The organism is Bacillus sp. XB1, from assembly GCF_053557995.1.
This window is the reverse complement of sequence record NZ_JBNRIL010000001.1, coordinates 2,508,347-2,528,031: the sequence shown is the minus strand read 5'-3', so window position 1 is coordinate 2,528,031 and position 19,685 is coordinate 2,508,347. Positions and strand designations below refer to the sequence as shown.

Genomic DNA, 19,685 nt, shown 5'->3' with positions numbered 1-19,685 from the left:
TAACAACGAAATACATATAAAAAAGTTACAATTTTTTATGGAATTATAGTAAAAAACGTCAAGAATTGGATTGTGTTCTCTTTTATCATAATACATATAAGGCGGGTGAACAGAGATGGAAAGCTATGAAACACAAATTCAAAGGTCAATTGATTATATTGAGGAAGATGTAATGGAAAAACAAACGCTGCGTAATTTAGCGCGGGTTGCAGGTTTTTCTGAGTCGCATTTTCATCGTGTATTTCAGGCGTTAGTAGGTGATACAGTAATGGAGTATGTTCGAAAGAGGAGGTTAGCCCGGGCAGCTTATCAACTTTCTCATACGGATGAAAAAGTTATTGATATCGCATTTGAGCATGGCTTTCAATCTCACGAAACGTTCACGAGAGCCTTTAAAAAATTATTTCAAATGACACCGAGTGAATATCGAAAACAAGAAATCGAAACACCGATGTATTACAGAGTGAATGTAAAGCAAAGAAAATTAAATCCGTATTTAGGAGGCATACAAATGGAATATCGTATTGTAAATAAACCAGAATTTTTAATGGCAGGTTATGAACTGAAGACGACAAGTAAAGAGGGGAAGAACCATCAAGACATCCCAGCATTTTGGCAAGAATATTTACAAAAAGATCTTGGAACAACGATTCCGAATCGTAAAGATACGAGCCAATGGGTAGAGCTTGGATTATGTACTGATTTTAATTTAGAAACAGGGGACTTCACTTATATTATTGGAATGGAAGTTACAGACTTTGAAAATGTACCAAATGAAATTGCAAAGCGTACTTTCCCTGCAGCAACATATGCAGTATTTACAACGCCGAAAGTTCCTCATAAAGAAATGGTATCGTCTATTCACCAAACTTGGAATGCAGTATTCTCAGAATGGTTTCCGCATTCAGGGTATGAACATTGCGGAGTTACAGAGTTTGAACTGTACGATGAGCGTTGCCACGAAGATAAGAGTGAGTTTGCACAAGTAGAGCTTTGGATACCGGTGAAGAAAAAATAATAAGGTAAGAGCGAATCATTGGGAGATGGTTCGCTTTTTCATAAAAGGAGAAATGGGAAAATGTTCAAAAAACTAGAATGTGTATCTATACATACGAAAGATATAGAAAGATCAGTTCCTTTCTATAAAGAAATGGGAATGAAGCAAAACTGGATGATAGAAAGAGAACTAGAAGAAGGAGCTATTTGGACGTTAATAGGATTGAAATTTCCAGATGAGAAAAGTTCGGAGTTAGTAATAAGCAATCATCCGGATATTAATTTTACGGAAGTCGAAGTATTAGTAGAAGATGTACAACAAACGTATGAGAGTTTAAAAGATAATAAAGATGTAAAGTGGATTCGCGAACCATTTCCAACAGAATCAGGACATGTTGCAGTAATGGAAGCACCTGATGAGAATGTGTTTGTGTTAGTAGGGAAATAGCTGAAATATGGAGTGACCTTTCATAGTGAGTTATGAAGGGTTATTTTTACTTTGTATAGTAGTAGAGGAAGTAGGTTAGTATTGTCGGTTTTTGTCGGTAAGTCGATATATCTAGAAAATCGCTGATATAATTCGAGTTGCGCTGATATATTCAAAAAATCGCTGATATAATTCGAGTTGCGCCGATATATTCAAAAAATCGCCGATATAATTTCATATACCGCTAAAACACCCCCAAAAAACGATCTGCATAATTTCAATTACCGCAAAACTCTCCCAGAAAAGAAAAAAAGACGCCACATAGCGTCTTTCCTACGAACGAAACGGAAATACAAGAATAATCGTCGTTCCTTTTCCGAGTGCACTATCAACGGAAATTGTTCCGTTATGAGCATGAACGAGCTGTTTTGTAATGGCTAGGCCAAGTCCAGTTCCAATGTTGCTTTCTTCTGTGTTTGTTCCGCGGTAATATCGTTCAAATAGAAGTTCTTTCGTTTTTTCATCCATTCCTTTTCCGTCATCTGAAATGGAGAGTGTAAAGGAATTAGCGTTTTGTGATAGTTTTACGATGACATTAGTCGTTTCATTATTATGTTTTACCGCGTTTACGAGTAAGTTTTCGATAATACGCTGAAACCATTTTTCTTCAATGAAATATTGAATTTTATTTGAGCTCGGTACGAATTCAATATTTTGATTTTGGAGTGTTGGATTATTAATAAATTGCAATAATACTTTTTGAACGAACTGATTGATTTCAACGTTTACGTGTTGGGCAGGAAGGCTGTTATTTTTTAATTGATACGTTAAGCTTAAATCATCAATTAATGTCGTCATATATTGAGATTTCTCTTTCATAACACTACCAAATTGCTGAATATCACGATCAGTCCAGTTATATTGATTCGATTCGAGTAATAATGCGTAGCCATATATAGAGCTAAGTGGTGTTTTTAAGTCGTGTGTTAGACCGGTAATCCATTCTTCTCGTGTTTGCTGGAGGACTTGCCTCATCGCATCATTTTTTTTGAGTGTAATAGAAAGGTGTTCTAGTGAACTTGTTACATCTCTAAACAAACGGAATGACCATTTTTCTTTACCAGATCGCCGGAACCTGACGGGTTTTCCTTTTTTACTAATAGGTTCTTCATACTTTCCACCAGCGATATTTTTAAGCCAGCGCATCGCATGTAATAACGGTTTCCCGAATTTATTACCGTACCAAATAGAAAGAATGACTAAATAAACAAATACGATAAGAAGGATTAATCCGCATCCGATGAGAAACTTCTTAGTAAATACATCTTCAATTTCGTCATCTGGATAGTAGTGCTCATTTTTTGCAGTTACAACGAGAAGGTTGCCACTATTTGCATCGTAAAAGCTAGACGTGTTTTCTTTATGATTCCACGGTTCTTTTTCATTAAGGGCAATTTGTATTGCTGAAAATGTTTTTTTCTTTCCAGTTGGATAGGAAAAAACCTCTTCGCCATTTTGATTAAATATTTGAAGTGTTGCTTTTTCTTTAGACAGTAACTGTTTTTCTTGATCTGTTAATGCGAACGAATCCATCGTTAAAGAGGAATGCTCCTTTTGAATTGCTGTCAGTAACGCATTGCTTTTTAACATACCACCATAAATAACAAGTGCTTTCTTTTCTTCTAATTCAATTTCCCAATATGTAAATTTATAATTGCTTTCGATATGATGCTGTATATATGCGACTAAAGATGTCTTCGTATAAGCATCCGGAACATCATTTGGTGTATTAAAGTGGTAGAGGATTTTTCCGTTTTCATCTACAACTTGGAGCCAATCATTTTTCTCCTTTATTAAATCTTGCACTTCAGATTGTAACGAAATATGCCCATCTTCTGAAGAGATGTATCTTGAAATTGTAAAACTATCAGAATCCGGAATGTTAGGTTCGTATAAAGTACTAGTAAGAAGAAAAATTAAATAAGTAAAAGCAGCAACTACAGCGATAAGTAATGTAACTAAAACAAAAACGTGTTGCATGATAAATTGAATAATAAGTCGTTTATTAAAATTCATATCGTCACCCTACTTTGTAACGAACTTATAACCAAGCCCGCGAACGGTTTTTATATATTCTGGTTTACTTGGATCGTGTTCAATTTTTTCACGTAGTTTTCGAATGTGGACCATAACAGTGTTGTCATCGCCATTATAGGCAGGTGCTCCCCAAACTTTTTCATATATTTCCTCTTTCGAAAATACGTAGTTCGGATTCTCGCAAAAGAAGAGTAGTAGTTGAAAGAGTTGAGCAGAACATTCGACAATGTGCCCATCTACTGTTAGTTCTGCAGAGTGCTGATCAATTTCAAATCTTCCAAATGAAATTGAGTGTGGTTTTTGTTCGTGTGGTACGGTTTGTTTCATATGTCTCCGAAGCTGTGCTTTCATACGTGCTACTACTTCTAATGGATTAAATGGTTTCGTAATATAATCATCTGCACCGTATGAAAATCCGGATATTTTATCTAAATCAGATGCTTTTGCTGATAGGAAGAAAATTGGACAATCTGTTTGTTGGCGAATGATTGGACAAATATCAAAACCAGATTGTCCAGGAAGCATTACATCTAAAATAATTAAATCGTAATTGTTTTGCTTAGTTAGAGATAAAGCTATTTCAGCTGATGTTGCAGTTGTAATATGAGAAAAGCCTTCTTTTTCAAGAATGGTAGTTAGTAATTGTAAAATTGCTGTTTCATCATCAACGAGTAAAATATTTGCTTGGTACATAAATATCCCTCCTAATTTTCTCGAATATCATATCATCATTTTGTAACTTATGGAATTTTTAAGGAAATTTTAAGGTTTTCTTTCGCAAAAAATTAAGAATCAAATGATATGATAAAAGTAACATAGGGGAGGAGATGAGTGTGAACCCGTTTCAAGTGATGCGAGCTAGATATTTTTTAATTGTATTTGCACTATTAATTTTAATAGCGAGAAGTAGTGGCGATTTGCTAACAAGTATATTTCATATACAAAATTCTTCTTTTATAAATATCCTTATATTCTATATCCTTCCGATGGTATGGATTTCTTATGAGTATAGAAAGCACCACATTTCATTTTCATTATTTGTTAATAAAAATGAAACATTTAACTTGGTACAAGTTTTATACATTACGGTTATGTTATGCATGTTTAGTTACGGGTATCTTATTTTGTATATGTATAGTTTTGCATGGATTACACCGGACTTTATTATGAACGCCCTGCATGAACCAATTGTAGATAGTACTGGGGGATATGTATCTCAAGTCATTAGGGTCGTATTCATCGCACCAATTATCGGGGAATTTGTTTTTCGCGGATTTTTACTTCAACGTTTTGCAACAAAATGGGGAACGAGCATAGCGACCATCGTTGTAGCAATATTGTTTGCGTTGTTACATGTTGATTTCCTCGGTGCAGCCATATTCAGCATCGTATTGTCAATCGTATATATTCGTACGAAAAGTTTACTCATGCCAATTGCAATACATATGTTAAACAATGCATTTGTAATAGGTGCGTCTTTTCTAATAAGTAGAGAAAAAATTATGAGTTTTGCCGATTTCTCAAATTATACGACATTCTTTCCTGGACTTATTATTTTTATAACAGGATTAAACTTAGTACTTATCTTTTTATTTGTTAATCGCAAATATTGGAGTAAAGAAGTGCCAGTTATATATGCAGAGCAGAAAAAGAGCTTTTCAGATGTAGTCGGGAGTAAATAAGATGAAGAAGACGGTTGAAAAAATATTAAAAGACATTATAGATTCTACGTCTATTACAGATATGTGTGATAGAAGTGTTTGTCATTGGCTTCAACCTGTAGTAGATACGATTGTGTTTCCAGAGTATTACGTATTTTCTAGTACTCATTTAAAAGAAAATATTATTTCTCTTCTTATTGTGTTCGGGGTTTTACTAATATTTGGTCTAATTGTAGAAGAAATGATGAAGCGCATCTTCAAAAAGAATGAAGAGAAGTATATGTGGATTCATAAAGTATTCGAGAAAGTAATGGTGGCTTTCCTTTTGTTTTATGGTATGAAAACAATCATTTACTTTATAGCTTTGAAACATCATTAATTCGAAATTTGAAAGGGATGTATAAAATTATATGAATGAAACGATATCATCAAATAAGTTTTTTTATTTGATTTTACTTAGTCTAGTGTTAATAACGACAGTGAATGTTATTTTGCGCTGGGAGGAAGCTTATTTTTTCATGTATTTAGCGCTCCATTTGCTAGGGATTTTATGTATAAGTGGTGGAGTGGTTACTGAAAAAAAGAATGAAGAAAGCGTTAACTATATGTGTGTGATCGGTCTTGTTTTACTTTTAGCTGTACAGGGTATTATGAAATATAGTTCTTTCTCTTTACAAGATTTTAGTTTATTAATAGATGTACTTCCTTAAAGAGGCTTTTTATTTTATCTAAAAAGCAAGTAGGGTGCGTGTTGGTTTGTAAGTGTGATCCTTATTACGGATTGTGAACCGAAGAAAGTGTTTAAAGATAGGTAAAACTCTTCTTATGTAGAAGAGTTTTTTTATGTAAATAAAAAGATCCAGAGCAATTCACATAATAAGCTTGTTCTAATTTAGCGTGTACGAACTTACAATAATAATAGACAGGCAGCATAGAGGAGGGAATAGCGTGAAGAAGGTTATCGGTTGGTCGCTTTTTTTGTACGTTGGATTTGCGTTACTTATATATTGGTATTTATTTGGATGGAATCATGAACTTATTCCGGACATGTATAAGGGAACGAGTGCAGATCCAGAAACGTTTATGAGTACGAGAGAGCTTACGCTAAGCCAAGATTATTCGCGCGTGAAAAATTTACTATACTTTTTAGCGACGCCTCTTGAATGGATTATTTTATTATTTGTACTTGTGCTAGGTATTTCAAGAAAGTTTGAGAAATGGTCGAAGGAAACGACTAAAATAAGTGTTTTGCAAGTTGCGATTTATTTCTTTTATTTATCATTACTGACAACAGTGCTTGCCTTACCGATGCAATGGATTGGCCGGAAAGTGTCCGTTGATTACGGCATTTCAACACAAAGTACACAAAGTTGGATAAAAGATCATGTTATCGGTTTTTGGGAAAGTTATGCGACTATGTTAATCGTAGTTACCGTTCTATTATGGCTTATCCGTAAATTTCCGAAGAGATGGTGGCTCGCAGGATGGGCGCTCTCTGTTCCATTTACAATCTTTTTAACATTCATACAGCCTGTCGTTATTGATCCGCTTTATAACGACTTCTCGACGCTGAAAAATAAAGAATTAGAAACGAAAATTTTAGCGATAGCAGACAAAGCGGACATTCCTGCTAAACACGTATATGAAGTAAACATGTCAGAAAAAACGAATGCATTAAATGCTTACGTAACAGGAATTGGTCCTAACGCCCGTATTGTAATGTGGGATACAACGCTTAAGCAGTTAAAAGATAAAGAGATTTTATTTATAATGGCTCATGAAATGGGGCATTATGTTATGAAACATATATATTTTGGCGTTGCAAGTTATGTATTGCTATCGTTTATAGGTATGTTTTTAATTAGTCGTATTATAAATATGTGTATTCGCAAATGGGGAGATACATTGCAAATTTCAAAAGTAGCATGTTTCTCCATTTTACCTTTATTTTTCTTAATTTCCTCTATACTCTCTTTTGCAGCACAACCAGCAACAAACTACGTTTCACGTATAGAAGAAAGAGCCGCAGATCAATATGCTTTAAATATGACGAAGGACGGGAAATCTGGTGTGAAAACTTTTCAATATTTATCAAAAACAAGTTTAAGCCAAGTAAATCCGCCTGCGTTAGTAAAATTTTTCTTATACACGCACCCACCAATTTTTGAAAGAATTCATACGTTTGAACAATATGAGAAACAAAGCAAAAAGGAGTAGCATGATAGCTACTTCTTTTTTTATAGGGATAGAAGTTTGATATTGGGAATATTTATCATTGCTTTTTATTGCGATTTTGTAAATAATAAGCTATAAAATTCTAAAAATCTATATATAAAGGAATAAAGGTGGAAAAATGTATTTTTTACAAAATTTAAAAGTGAAATATAAATTATTAGCGCTTATTTCATTAGCAGTTTTAGGTATGGTAATTATGAGCAGTGTAGCAATTAATTCTATTAATAAGATTAAGCACGATACAGAGGTTGTAGTAGATGATTATCAATATTCTGCAATTTTATTAGAAGGAATGCTTCGTACACAAAATTCATTAGAATATAACTTACTAGAATTAATTACGGCATCACAAAATGAAGTGGCAAATAAAGAGGGGATAATTGATAATATTGAAAAGGATCTTAAAAAATATGATTCTTTATTAAAAGAATATGATGATGGTTTTAATTTAAGTAAGCAAGAGGATGAACTATTTCAGAAGATGAAGAAATCTTTACCAAGTTATAAAGATACATATAAAAAATTATTTGAAAAGGCGAAGGCAACAAACGAGCCACAAATGGTAAATGAATTTCAGAAGGAATTAAAACCGAAGGGAATAGAGTTAGCTGGTTATGCAGTGGATCTAGAATCGTATGTTTCAAATTTAGCTGACCAAGTATTTAAAGATTCTCAAAAAATGATTGATCGTTCCGTTATTACCTTTATCATTCTTGTAGTAGTTACTACAATCGTTATATGTATAGTAAGTTATATTATTAGCAAGCTCATAGTTGCTCCTTTACAAACGGTTAGTCGTATGATGGAAAGAGCGAAAGAAGGAGATTTAACCGTACATGGTGATTATACTGCTAAGGATGAATTAGGTGTATTAGTAAGTAATTTTAACGAGATGATTGCAGGGCTAAGAACAAATATGCAAGAAGTAGAGAATAATATTCAGCTTTTATTCCAACATGCAGACGGAGTAGTATCTGCATCAGAAGTATCTAGTAGTGCAGCGAAGAAAATCACTATGGATATTGAAGAAGTTGCAAATGGTGCAGAGAGTCAAATGCAAGCAATGGAACAAACTGCGGGTGCGATGGAAGAGTTGACGCAAGGAATGCAGAGTATAGTCAATACATCATCCTCTGTAAATGAATTATCTGCTCAATCAGCATTAGATGCAGAGAGTGGTAACAAATTAATGAAACAAATGATTCAACAGATGGATACAATCCAAAATTCGGTACATAGCGGTGTGAAACAAGTAGAGACTATGAAAGAACAATCAGAAGAAATTGTTAAAATCATTGATGTTATGCAAGGTATTACCTCCCAGATTAACTTATTAGCATTAAACGCCGCAATTGAGGCTGCACGTGCTGGTGAAAGTGGTAGAGGATTTGCAATTGTGGCAGATGAAGTGCGGAAATTAGCAGAACAATCTAGTGATTCTGCAAAACAAATTGAGAATCTTATTACTCAAGTTATGGGAACAACGAACCATACGGTACATATGATGGGGAAAGTAGATAATGAGGTACAGGCAGGTACACAAGTAGTAATGCATACAGAAAAAGTATTTGGAACAATTACAGAAAAAGTACAGCAAGTATCTGAGCAAATTCAAACGGTATCTATGTCTACAGATGAAATTGCAGCGAGTAGTGAGGAAATCTCGGCTTCTGCAGAAGACATGGCTCAAATTTCCCAAAGATCATCTGACCGAACTGATAGGGTAAAAGAGTCTATTCAACAGCAAGAAAAATCTGTTCAAGAGATTTCGGTTTCAATTGAACATATGCATAACGCAGCAGGAAAATTAAAACAAATAGTTGCCCAATTTACTCTTCAAAAGTAGTAGCATATTTGAGTGTTAATAAATATAAAAAAATCATCCTCTTTTAAGAAAAAAGGATGATTTTTTTATCTCGTTATTTGCTGGGCAGTAAGACCCCCACCTCAAAATTCAGCGAAAAATGCTACCTCTGAAATATAAACCATGAATATAGTAATCTCCATTAGGCATCTCCTTTAGGTGCCAATAAAGGGAAGTTATAAAGTGAAAAGGAGTTTATAAAGAGATTGTAGAATGTTTTAGTATATAACACCTTAGATGTGACAACTTCCTTTTTGAAAAAGAAAGAAGGGGGTATAAAGCAGAAAGGTAGTGGGAATATTTCTTCTAGAAGATTTGCATTTTATCTTACATTCACAAAAAAAATAGTACTCCTGAAACAATGAAGTTCATTTTATTTGAATGAAATAGGGAGAGAGGATAATGAAGAAAAAAATATTGGGTGTAATGATGATTGCGACAATGGCAGGAGGTATATTTGCAGGGGCGAATGTGACACCTGTAAAAGCGGAAGAGTATCCACAAATGATTGTGTTTGAAGATGTTCCATACGGATTTTGGGCATATGATGCTATTATGGATTTAGCGTATCATAAAATTATATTAGGGTATGGAAACGGGAAGTATGGTGTTGGCGATCTTATAACACGTGAACAAGTAGCTGGGACTATTTACAGAACACTTGAGATAAAAGAAGAAGGGCCAGTAGCGAATCCATATAAAGATGTTTCTGATAGTACAACCACTTTTAAAAAGGAAATTTTAGCGTTAACAAAACGTGGTGTTTTTACAGGGGATGGCCAAGGGGATTTTAGGCCGAAAGCACCAATCTCTAGAGCGGAAATGGCTGTCATTTTAAAACGAGCATTTAATTTTGAAACGAAACAAAAACATACATTTAAAGATATTCCAAAAGGTCACTGGGCAGAAGATGCAATTAGTGCGTTACAATCTAATAATGTTGTGAGAGGAACTGGGAATGGCATGTATGAATTAAATCGCCCTGTACCTAGAGAACAATATGCTCAGTTTATTAATAATGCGATTATTAATTATCATTTGAAAGAGGATTGGAAGTAGAGTGAAATATGAAAGCACAAATAGAAAAATTTGTGCTTTTTTGTTTGTTTAAAAAAGAATTATTATTCGTATTTATGTATTTTTATGGTTATAAACAAGCTTTATAATCAACCCGATGAAAAAGACATGATGTGTAATATGATTCACAAAACCGTCACGAAATGTGTCGGAAAATATATTGTCACTATACCATTTATTCTGTATATTTTTAAAAAAACATATACATATTGGGGAGATAATTTGATGAGCAAAAAATTATTAAAAACAGCTACAGCATTAACAATTATGGGTGGGGTGTTATTCTCAGCAGAGAGTAATAGTGTAAAAGCGGAAAGTGCACCGTTGCAAAAAGCAAATACAATTGTATTTAAAGATGTACCAAAAGGACATTGGGCATATGAGGCAATTCATGAATTAGCGGAACAAGAAATTATTTTGGGATATGGCGATGGAATATTCGGTTTTGGGGATAATGTAACACGTGAGCAAGTTGCAGCTTTAATTTACCGTGTGTTTGATATGGAAGAACAAGATGAATATGAAAACCCATATGGAGATATCGATGAAAATTCAACAAGCTTTATCGAGGAGATATTGGCTCTAACGGAAATCGGAATTTTCCAGGGAGACGAGAATGGAAACTTTAGACCGAAGGCGACGTTAACGCGTGCGGAAATGGCACAAGTTCTTACGAATGCTTTTGACCTACAGGCAAAGGGATCTCATAACTTTAATGATGTTTCAGCAAATTCATGGGCAACGAATGCAATTAGTGCAGTACAAACAAATGGTATTACACTGGGAATCGGAGAAGGTAAATTCGGTCCGTCTATGAAGGTAACGAGAGAACAATACGCACAGTTTTTACATAGAGCAATATTGCATGATATGGAACAAGGGCAGTAATAAAGTTTAACTAGTCAAAGTGAAATTCAAAAATAATACAAAAAGGTCGTTGTTGTATAACAGCGGCCTTTTTTGTATGAAATAAAGCGCGAAAGAATGGCGTTTTGAAAAAAAGCGAAATGAATTTTCAAAAAAAACTTCCTTTTCTGAAGATTTGTTATATAATATAAAACATGAAATCAAATCTGTTATAAAACAGTTTAAGAAGGGGATGCTAATATGTCGACGCAAACTTCACGGGTTACACTCGTTGGAGAAATGTTACCAGCGTACAGCGAAATATTGACACCTGAGGTGCTTAGTTTTTTGAAGGAACTACATGAGAATTTTAATGAGCGCCGCATAGAACTTTTACAAAAACGTGTAGAAAAACAAAAGAGAATTGATGCAGGGGAGTTTCCGAAGTTTCTAGAAGAAACAAAACACATACGTGAAGCGGATTGGACAATTGCCAAGCTGCCAAAAGACTTAGAGGATCGCCGTGTAGAGATTACTGGACCGGTAGATAGAAAGATGGTCATTAACGCTTTAAATTCAGGAGCGCATCTTTTTATGGCGGATTTTGAAGATTCGAATTCACCAACTTGGGAAAATGCAGTGGAAGGTCAAATCAATTTACGAGATGCAGTAAAGGGAACGATTTCACATGAAAATGATAAAGGGAAAGAATATAGATTAAATGAGAAAACAGCTGTACTCATTGTACGTCCAAGAGGATGGCATTTAGAGGAAAAGCATATGCAAGTTGATGGGAAAAATATGTCGGGTAGCTTAGTAGACTTCGGCTTGTACTTTTTCCATAATACGAAAGCTCTTTTAGCAAAAGGGAGCGGCCCATACTTTTACTTACCGAAAATGGAAAGTTATTTAGAAGCGAGATTATGGAATGATGTATTCGTATTTGCTCAAAAATATATCGGCATTCCAAATGGAACGATTAAAGCAACTGTGTTACTGGAAACGATTCACGCTTCGTTTGAAATGGATGAAATTTTGTATGAGCTAAAAGATCATTCTGCTGGCTTAAACTGCGGAAGATGGGATTATATTTTTAGCTTTTTAAAGAGTTTCCGTAATCATAATAAATTCTTACTACCAGATAGAGCACAAGTCACGATGACGGCGCCATTTATGCGTTCGTATTCTTTGAAAGTAATTCAAACATGTCACCGCCGTAATGCACCAGCAATTGGAGGAATGGCGGCACAAATTCCGATTAAAAATAATCCAGAAGCAAATGAAGCAGCTTTTGAAAAAGTGCGTGCTGATAAGGAACGCGAAGCTTTAGACGGTCATGACGGGACTTGGGTTGCCCACCCTGGACTTGTACCGGTTGCAATGGAAGTGTTTAATCACATTATGAAAACACCAAATCAAATTTTTAGAAAACGTGAAGAAATATGTGTAACAGAAAGCGATTTACTAGAGGTACCAGTGGGAACGATTACAGAAGAGGGCCTTCGCATGAATATTAGCGTAGGTATTCAATATATTGCATCTTGGTTAAGCGGACGGGGAGCAGCACCCATTTATAACTTAATGGAAGATGCGGCAACAGCTGAAATTTCAAGAGCACAAGTATGGCAATGGATTCGTCATGAAGGTGGAAAACTAAATGATGGTCGTAATATTACGCTTGAATTAATGGAAGAATTAAAAGAAGAAGAATTAGCAAAAATAGAAAGAGAGATTGGTAAGGAAGCCTTTAAGAAAGGGAGATTCCAAGAGGCGACAACGTTGTTTACAAATCTCGTTCGAAATGATGAATTCGTACCATTTTTAACATTACCGGGTTATGAAATTTTATAAAAAATGAAAAGGGGATGGAACAAATGAAAAACGAAAGAATCGAGAAGTTACAAGAAAGCTGGGAATTAGATGAGCGTTGGAAAGGGATCACACGTCCATATTCGGCAGAAGATGTAATTCGCCTGCGCGGGTCAATTGATATTGAACATACGTTAGCGCGTCGTGGTGCTGAGAAGCTTTGGACATCGCTTCATACAGAAGACTATATTAACGCACTTGGCGCATTAACAGGAAACCAAGCGATGCAACAAGTAAAAGCTGGGTTAAAAGCGATTTACTTAAGTGGTTGGCAAGTAGCAGCTGATGCAAACCTTTCTGGGCATATGTATCCAGACCAAAGTTTATATCCAGCGAACAGCGTACCTGCTGTAGTAAAACGAATTAATCAAACGCTTCAACGTGCGGATCAAATTCAGCATATGGAAGGAAGCGATGATACAGACTATTTCGTACCGATTGTAGCAGATGCAGAAGCTGGATTTGGTGGGCAATTAAATGTATTCGAACTGATGAAAGGTATGATTGAAGCAGGTGCATCAGGTGTGCATTTTGAAGATCAATTATCTTCAGAGAAAAAATGTGGCCATTTAGGCGGAAAAGTACTACTACCAACGCAAACAGCAGTACGCAATTTAATTTCTGCACGCCTTGCAGCAGATGTAATGGGAGTGCCGACAATTATCGTTGCAAGAACAGATGCGGATGCAGCTGATTTAATTACGAGCGATATTGATCCTGTTGATAAAGCATTTATTACAGGAGAAAGAACACCAGAAGGGTTTTACCGTACGAATGCAGGTCTTGATCAAGCAATTGCGCGCGGTTTAGCGTATGCACCGTACGCAGACCTCGTTTGGTGTGAAACGTCAGAACCAAATTTAGAAGATGCAAAACGATTTGCGGACGCAATTCATAAGGAGCATCCAGGGAAGCTACTTGCATATAACTGCTCACCTTCATTCAACTGGAAACAAAAACTAGATGAAAAAACAATTGCAAGCTTCCAAAAGGAAATCGCATCTTACGGTTACAAGTTCCAATTCGTAACACTTGCTGGATTCCATTCATTAAATTACGGTATGTTTGAACTAGCACGTGGCTATAAAGAGCGCGGCATGGCAGCATACTCTGAACTACAACAAGCAGAATTCGCAGCTGAAAAACATGGCTACTCTGCAACACGTCATCAACGCGAAGTAGGAACAGGCTACTTTGATGAAGTGGCACAAGTGATTACAGGCGGAACTTCATCAACGACAGCGTTAAAAGGATCTACGGAAGAAGCACAGTTTACGAAATAAAAGGAAGGGGCACCTTTTTGAAAGGTGCCCCTTGTTATTTTCTAAACGATTCGAAAAGAGAGATTGAGTTGTCGGCAAAAAACGATACTAACTTTTCTTTATTACTAAATCAACTCCACTCAGCCCTATGATCACGAATAAACTTCATATCTTTCTCATAATGCTCTAGATGTCCTTCATCGATCATTCTTTGGAAATTCAAGTCGCCTTCTTGAGCTTTTCGTTTCATATATGTACATAACCCTTCTAATCGAAGCAACACCATTCCTAAGTAATCTTCATCCATATTTTTATCATAGGACTGAACGAACAAATTCACTCTCTCTTTAATACGATCTGCATGTTGCGATGAGTCATAATGAACGGCTTCACCGGATTCAGTATAATACACTCTACTTAAAGGCACACAAGTATAGAGTGTATAAGCGATATCCCATAGTCTTGGACCAGGAGCAGCAACATCGAAATCAATAATCCCTACTGGCTTCTCATTATTAAAAATAATGTTATATATGGCAAAATCATTGTGACATAAAACCTCAATGTTATTTGGAGTATGATCCATCGGTTTCCAATCATCTAATAACGGAAAATCACTTACAGCATCATGGTAAAGGCGGAGCATCTTTGCTATTTCTTTTAATACATCATTAGATCGCATATATTCTTTTAAAGGATAATTGCCAGCTTCTCCTTCAATAAAGGATAAAATCTCTCTATCCTTTTCATCTACACCTAAAAACTTTGGAGCATAATGAAATCCTTTGTTTTCTAAATGTTGCAATAGCTTATGAATCTTTTCACTGCCTGGCTTTAACTCTCGCCGAACAGTATTTTCAGAACGATATACGCTTGAGACGTTTCCCCCTGTTAGCCTTTCTTCTTTAGCGTAGTTTGACATGTGAAAATTCCCCCTGTGATTAAAAAATCCAATTCCAAATAGTGAATAGACCAACAACGGCAGAAAAGAGAAGGGAAGCAAGCAATGCTAGACAGCCAAAAGGAACTAGCTTATCTTTCCATGTTTCTTTATACTCATAAATTAACTCCTCTGCTACTTTCTTCTGCACTAAAGATAAAGGTTGATCTTTATACAAACCTTTTATATGGTTAGAATCGCCTTTAAACTTTAAAGCACGTGCAATATGATGAGGACTATTTCCCATTGATTTTTCAAATAATAAACATGATTCATGCATAATATCTGTTTTATGCTCTTCTAGATACCAGTAACGTCCAGCCATTTCTGGATATTGTAATTTATAATAAATATCTCCGAGTTGTTTTCGAAGATGTAATTCATTTGGGTATGTAAAGATGAGGCCATGCAATCTATCTCTTGCTTTTCCAAGATTATTATTTTCAATATCCTCTTCAATTCTTTTTAATGTTTTTCTAGGAATTTTATTGGTCATAAACTCCTCCTTATTTAGAATAGAGATAAGTATATTTTATAAGAAATACTAAAAATTAGAAATTCTATTTTCGAAAAAGATTGTACATTTTATTTTAATGTGCTATGATGATGTCAGTTGAATAGTTAAATTAAGCAATCCATATGTTATCAAGTGCTGAAAACGAACGAGAAAAAGTATGTGAGAACTAGTTTATGTTTCGTATTTGATAATGTGTGGATTCTTTTTTTAGACAGGAAGACTAAAAAATTTAAAATTTGTATTTTCTTAGGAGGAAATAATTATGGCAGTAACAGGACAAGTAAAATGGTTTAACAACGAAAAAGGTTTCGGTTTCATCGAAGTTCCAGGCGAAAACGACGTATTCGTACACTTCTCAGCAATCGAAACTGACGGTTTCAAATCTTTAGAAGAAGGTCAAAAAGTTAGCTTCGAAATCGAAGACGGTAACCGTGGACCTCAAGCTAAAAACGTAATCAAACTATAATTTTATAGTTGATGATGGAAAAAAGGATGGCTAATGCCATCCTTTTTTTGTTGTGGAGAAAGTTTTTTTAGAGCCTGTTTTTATATCTAAATCTCTTTTTCGATGTTACAACTGGTAAAAAATTATCTGGAATGCGTATTAGTTTCTGTAGAAGAATTAGTTCAGCAAGAGCATTTGCTGCGTATGATAGTAAATAACTATAAATTTGTATTCTCTGTTGAAATGGGGAAATATTTTCCAGATAGACCTTGAGTAACATCTTTTTTGTTAGCGTTGTTGTTGGAATTTTGTACGTTTTGAGATGATGTTTCTAACAGTTGTTCTTGTTCCTTACTAGGGGTATTCAGAGCATCTGAGGGAATGCTATTAACCTGCTGATTTAATGGATTTTCTTTATCCATAGTATACAACTCCTTTTTAGAATTCGATAAAAAGCAATGTAATTATAAATAGCTACTTATATATATTGTGTTTTTGAATGACATTATATACAAAACTTATATTACAAAGTTAACTAATTAACGAATTGTTAGTGATGGATAAAGATGTGCAAATTTGAATTTTTTAATAAAAATTAAAAGCGGATAACAAGTACAAATACTCTTTCTCATATTTTATATAAGGATCATATTACAAATCAAAAAAGATGTAGAGAACCTTGGAAGAAAATATAGTCGTTTTTTAGGGGGAAGAAGAATAAATAAAATGATACTACGAATGTAAAAAGGCATTCCATAAAGGAAGGCCTTTTATTGTTCTTGCCCTGATTTTTTCTTCTCACGTTTTTTACATTCTGGACATTTTGATTTACGAAACGGTTTGGCAAAGAATAGCAGAATGAAAAATAAACCGAATATAATACTAGCTGAGTTTTTCACGATAATGACGCTACTATTTTTCATTTGAATCGATGGTTGGATCTCTTTTTCTTCCATAGTGGCCCTCCATATATTGGATTTACATTTTAATTATAGCAAAGTTAGTTGTTGTAATGATGTGAAATGAGGAATGGATAATAAATATTTATAGGTAGTATAAATGCTGTTTTTATAACTTTAAAATTAATTAATTTCTATATTGTGATTTTATTGTTTAACAAATGTTTGATAAATGATAAAAAATTGTAAAAAAGCGGAACTTGTAAGCTATTTCCTTTTCATAGATGCTAAAATTATATATGCAGCTGCTAATATAAATGGAAAAAAGGAGATAATGGAGTATGGAAAGTAAAGTGGAACGCTATGTCGAAAATTATGTTGTAACGAAAAATACGATGGCCTTACTTCCTGTTATTCTAAGTGAAAAGAAAATTGTTACGCGAGTCGTTGAAATGAATGATTCTTTTTTCGTATTTCAAAAACCTCTAGATATTATAGAAAGAAGTTGCCGCAAGCATGGCTCTAGTTTCTTAGGCAGAAAAGAAGGAACGAAAGAGTTAACTCATATTACACATAAAGCACCGATTGCGATTAGTCCAGCAGATCAACTTTATTTTTTCCCTACCTATTCTTACTCTAGAAAAGAGTGCGCTTGGTTGTCTCATTTTTATATTGAAAGTAATAAAGAATTAGAAGATGGAAATCTTATTATTAGATTTATAAATGGCTTTGCTGTGAAATTAGAAATATCAAAAACTAGTTTTGAAAATCAACAAAATCGTACAGCGAAATTACGTACTGAATATGAAGATCGTAGGAAAAAACAAGGGAATCCTTGTTTTAAAGAGGTCGATAAAAAAGAGGAATCAACATTAAGACCCGCTTATGAGAAGGTGTATTTTGTGAAGGAAGGCGAAGTGTGAAAGGATGGGGGAATCCCCATTCTTTTTTTGTTTGTCAGTCAGTCTTTGTAGATAAGGCGATATATTAGAAAAAACGAGTTGTAATTGATATATTTAGAAAATCACCAGTATAATTTCATTTACCGATAAAAACCGAAAAACAATCTAAATAACAAAACGAACGACACGTCCTGTCGAATATTGATAGATTATCATAGCTAAATAATGAAGGAATTCTTATGAAAGATATGGAAACTTTAATAAATACATCTCCGTATGTCGTATCTACCATTTCCTCTTTCATATAAGCAATGATACAGTAGGGATAGTATTTAGAGTAAAGGGGTAAAGTGTAGAATGGATTTTCAGACAATCAAAGAGTATTTTTCACCAGAAAATATGGATCATATTGTTGAGAGTTATAAAGCGTTCGGACCACTTCTTGGTATTGGTTTACCGATGATAGAGGCGTTGATTCCAGCATTACCGCTTATTGTATTTGTACTGGCGAATGCTGTTGCATTTGGCTTTTGGCTCGGTTTTCTTTATTCATGGCTTGGATCAGTAATGGGTGCATTACTTGTCTTTTTCATCATCCGCCATTTTGGTCGCAGTCGTTTCTTTTCGTTTGTAAATAAGCATGAGAGAGTACGAAAAGCAATGGGGTGGGTTGAAAGGAAAGGATTCGCACCGATTTTTGTTATATTTTGTTTTCCGTTTACACCGTCAGCGCTCATAAATGTTGTCGCTGGTTTATCCCGAATTAGTGTAAAACAGTTTGGTCTAGCGTTAGCATTCGGAAAACTTGTGATGATTTTTATTTTAACGTATATCGGTCATGATTTAATGTCATTTATTCATAATCCAGTGAAATCAGTTATTGTAGCGATTGGTATTTTTATTTTATGGTATGTCGGTAAGAAAATCGAAGTAAAGTTAGAACTACATTAAGAATAGTCTTCTTTGTAAAGGAAAGCTTCAGTATTAAAGGATAAGGGGAGAAGCAGATGAAGAAAACTTTGAAAAAAGAAGGCATAGAGTGGATACGAACAATTTTAATTGGTGTATTATTAGCTGTATTTTTTCGAACGTTTTTCTTTTCAACGTATGTTGTAGAGGGGAAGTCAATGATGCCGACATTGCAAGATGGCAATATGCTAGTTGTAAATAAGGTGAGTTATCAAGTTGGGGACTTGAACAGATTTGACGTTGTGGTATTTCATGCGAATAAAAAAGAGGACTATGTAAAGCGGGTTATCGGTTTACCTGGAGATCATATTGAATATAAGCAGGATAAGTTATATATAAACGGTCAATTTATTGATGAGCCGTATTTAGAGAAGTATAAGAAAGAGATAAATGGAAGGCAACTAACAGGCGACTTTACATTAGAAGAGTTAACGAAAGAAAAGCTGGTGCCACCCGGGTTTATTTTTGTAGTAGGTGATAACCGGCTCGGGAGCTGGGATAGTAGACACTTTGGCTTTGTAAAAGCTGATACAGTTGTCGGTAAAGTTGATTTGCGATATTGGCCAATTCAAGAGGTGCAAACGAATTTTTCAAAAGGTTGATATAATGAAGTAGAAGTATAGAAAAGACAAACAACTCAGTTTGTCTTTTTTCGTGTACTATAATACAATTATAGTAG

At 34.6% G+C, this 19,685-nt stretch carries 21 protein-coding genes and 1 pseudogene; 16 read left to right on the top strand and 6 right to left on the bottom strand.

The genetic code is table 11. The annotated features are described in order from the left end of the window. Positions 1–115: 115 nt before the first annotated feature. On the top strand, positions 116–1,018 hold the full coding sequence (locus tag ACK1U5_RS12940) for an AraC family transcriptional regulator (RefSeq protein WP_000446853.1): 903 nt from the start codon (positions 116–118) through the stop codon (positions 1,016–1,018). 60 nt (positions 1,019–1,078) lie between these two features. Further along, a complete protein-coding gene (locus ACK1U5_RS12935; protein WP_000473640.1) occupies positions 1,079–1,444 on the top strand; it encodes a VOC family protein in 366 nt (121 codons plus the stop codon). Between the two features lie 312 nt (positions 1,445–1,756). Here the strand turns inward: ACK1U5_RS12935 and ACK1U5_RS12930 are convergent, their stop codons facing one another. Beyond that, positions 1,757–3,499, bottom strand: coding sequence for a sensor histidine kinase (locus ACK1U5_RS12930; RefSeq protein WP_001010439.1), 1,743 nt, complete (start codon positions 3,497–3,499; stop codon positions 1,757–1,759). Positions 3,500–3,508: 9 nt separating this feature from the next. Further along, positions 3,509–4,213 (bottom strand): response regulator transcription factor, encoded by a 705-nt coding sequence (locus ACK1U5_RS12925; protein WP_000283864.1) that lies wholly within the window; start codon positions 4,211–4,213, stop codon positions 3,509–3,511. Positions 4,214–4,353: 140 nt separating this feature from the next. On the opposite strand from ACK1U5_RS12925, the gene ACK1U5_RS12920 reads away from it, so the two are divergent. The 10 genes and pseudogenes from ACK1U5_RS12920 (at position 4,354) to aceA (ending at position 14,355) form a co-directional block, all read left to right on the top strand. Further along, a complete protein-coding gene (locus ACK1U5_RS12920; RefSeq protein ID WP_001067986.1) occupies positions 4,354–5,202 on the top strand; it encodes a CPBP family intramembrane glutamic endopeptidase in 849 nt (282 codons plus the stop codon). 1 nt (position 5,203) lies between these two features. Then, positions 5,204–5,560, top strand: coding sequence for a hypothetical protein (locus ACK1U5_RS12915; RefSeq protein WP_030023820.1), 357 nt, complete (start codon positions 5,204–5,206; stop codon positions 5,558–5,560). Between the two features lie 31 nt (positions 5,561–5,591). Further along, on the top strand, positions 5,592–5,891 hold the full coding sequence (locus ACK1U5_RS12910; protein WP_001006050.1) for a DUF2101 family protein: 300 nt from the start codon (positions 5,592–5,594) through the stop codon (positions 5,889–5,891). Positions 5,892–6,129: 238 nt separating this feature from the next. Then, positions 6,130–7,398 carry a M48 family metallopeptidase gene (locus tag ACK1U5_RS12905; RefSeq protein ID WP_000755728.1) on the top strand — a complete coding sequence of 423 codons (1,269 nt, stop codon included), beginning with the start codon at positions 6,130–6,132 and terminating at the stop codon, positions 7,396–7,398. A gap of 136 nt (positions 7,399–7,534) precedes the next feature. Next, a pseudogene (locus ACK1U5_RS12900) lies at positions 7,535–8,314 on the top strand (MCP four helix bundle domain-containing protein); the annotation flags it as partial. After that, positions 8,309–9,262: a methyl-accepting chemotaxis protein gene (locus tag ACK1U5_RS12895; RefSeq protein ID WP_409194079.1), complete on the top strand. Its 954-nt coding sequence runs from the start codon at positions 8,309–8,311 to the stop codon at positions 9,260–9,262. The pseudogene ACK1U5_RS12900 and the gene ACK1U5_RS12895, both read left to right, overlap by 6 nt. Positions 9,263–9,682: 420 nt before the next feature. Then, positions 9,683–10,339, top strand: coding sequence for an S-layer homology domain-containing protein (locus tag ACK1U5_RS12890; protein ID WP_000727094.1), 657 nt, complete (start codon positions 9,683–9,685; stop codon positions 10,337–10,339). Positions 10,340–10,477: 138 nt separating this feature from the next. Further along, positions 10,478–11,245, top strand: coding sequence for an S-layer homology domain-containing protein (locus tag ACK1U5_RS12885; RefSeq protein ID WP_113710744.1), 768 nt, complete (start codon positions 10,478–10,480; stop codon positions 11,243–11,245). A 219-nt stretch (positions 11,246–11,464) separates the two neighbouring features. Then, positions 11,465–13,054 (top strand): malate synthase A, encoded by a 1,590-nt coding sequence (gene aceB, locus ACK1U5_RS12880; RefSeq protein ID WP_069605195.1) that lies wholly within the window; start codon positions 11,465–11,467, stop codon positions 13,052–13,054. 23 nt (positions 13,055–13,077) lie between these two features. Beyond that, the gene (gene aceA / locus ACK1U5_RS12875; protein ID WP_000787346.1) at positions 13,078–14,355 is read left to right on the top strand and encodes an isocitrate lyase; all 1,278 of its coding nucleotides are present in this window, start codon (positions 13,078–13,080) and stop codon (positions 14,353–14,355) included. Positions 14,356–14,464: 109 nt separating this feature from the next. On the opposite strand, the gene ACK1U5_RS12870 is transcribed toward aceA, so the two are convergent. Further along, positions 14,465–15,256, bottom strand: coding sequence for a phosphotransferase (locus tag ACK1U5_RS12870; protein ID WP_000073794.1), 792 nt, complete (start codon positions 15,254–15,256; stop codon positions 14,465–14,467). Between the two features lie 19 nt (positions 15,257–15,275). Beyond that, complete coding sequence (locus tag ACK1U5_RS12865; RefSeq protein ID WP_000182390.1) at positions 15,276–15,770, bottom strand: DUF6584 family protein; 495 nt, start codon at positions 15,768–15,770, stop codon at positions 15,276–15,278. 283 nt (positions 15,771–16,053) lie between these two features. On the opposite strand from ACK1U5_RS12865, the gene cspA reads away from it, so the two are divergent. Next, entirely contained in the window at positions 16,054–16,257 is a 204-nt protein-coding gene (cspA, locus tag ACK1U5_RS12860; protein ID WP_000301518.1) for an RNA chaperone/antiterminator CspA, read from the top strand. Between the two features lie 197 nt (positions 16,258–16,454). On the opposite strand, the gene ACK1U5_RS12855 is transcribed toward cspA, so the two are convergent. Together ACK1U5_RS12855 and ACK1U5_RS12850 are read right to left on the bottom strand one after the other, a co-directional pair. After that, positions 16,455–16,658, bottom strand: coding sequence for a hypothetical protein (locus ACK1U5_RS12855; protein ID WP_069605196.1), 204 nt, complete (start codon positions 16,656–16,658; stop codon positions 16,455–16,457). A gap of 348 nt (positions 16,659–17,006) precedes the next feature. Next, positions 17,007–17,192, bottom strand: coding sequence for a hypothetical protein (locus tag ACK1U5_RS12850; protein ID WP_000391373.1), 186 nt, complete (start codon positions 17,190–17,192; stop codon positions 17,007–17,009). Positions 17,193–17,476: 284 nt separating this feature from the next. Here ACK1U5_RS12850 and ACK1U5_RS12845 point away from each other — a divergent pair, with 284 nt between their 5' ends. From ACK1U5_RS12845 to lepB, 3 genes are all read left to right on the top strand, one after another. Beyond that, a complete protein-coding gene (locus ACK1U5_RS12845) occupies positions 17,477–18,058 on the top strand; it encodes a competence protein ComK (RefSeq protein WP_000444439.1) in 582 nt (193 codons plus the stop codon). Positions 18,059–18,394: 336 nt separating this feature from the next. Further along, a complete protein-coding gene (locus tag ACK1U5_RS12840) occupies positions 18,395–18,988 on the top strand; it encodes a TVP38/TMEM64 family protein (RefSeq protein ID WP_000347518.1) in 594 nt (197 codons plus the stop codon). Between the two features lie 56 nt (positions 18,989–19,044). Further along, positions 19,045–19,608 carry a signal peptidase I gene (gene lepB, locus ACK1U5_RS12835; RefSeq protein ID WP_000751910.1) on the top strand — a complete coding sequence of 188 codons (564 nt, stop codon included), beginning with the start codon at positions 19,045–19,047 and terminating at the stop codon, positions 19,606–19,608. Positions 19,609–19,685: the final 77 nt, after the last annotated feature.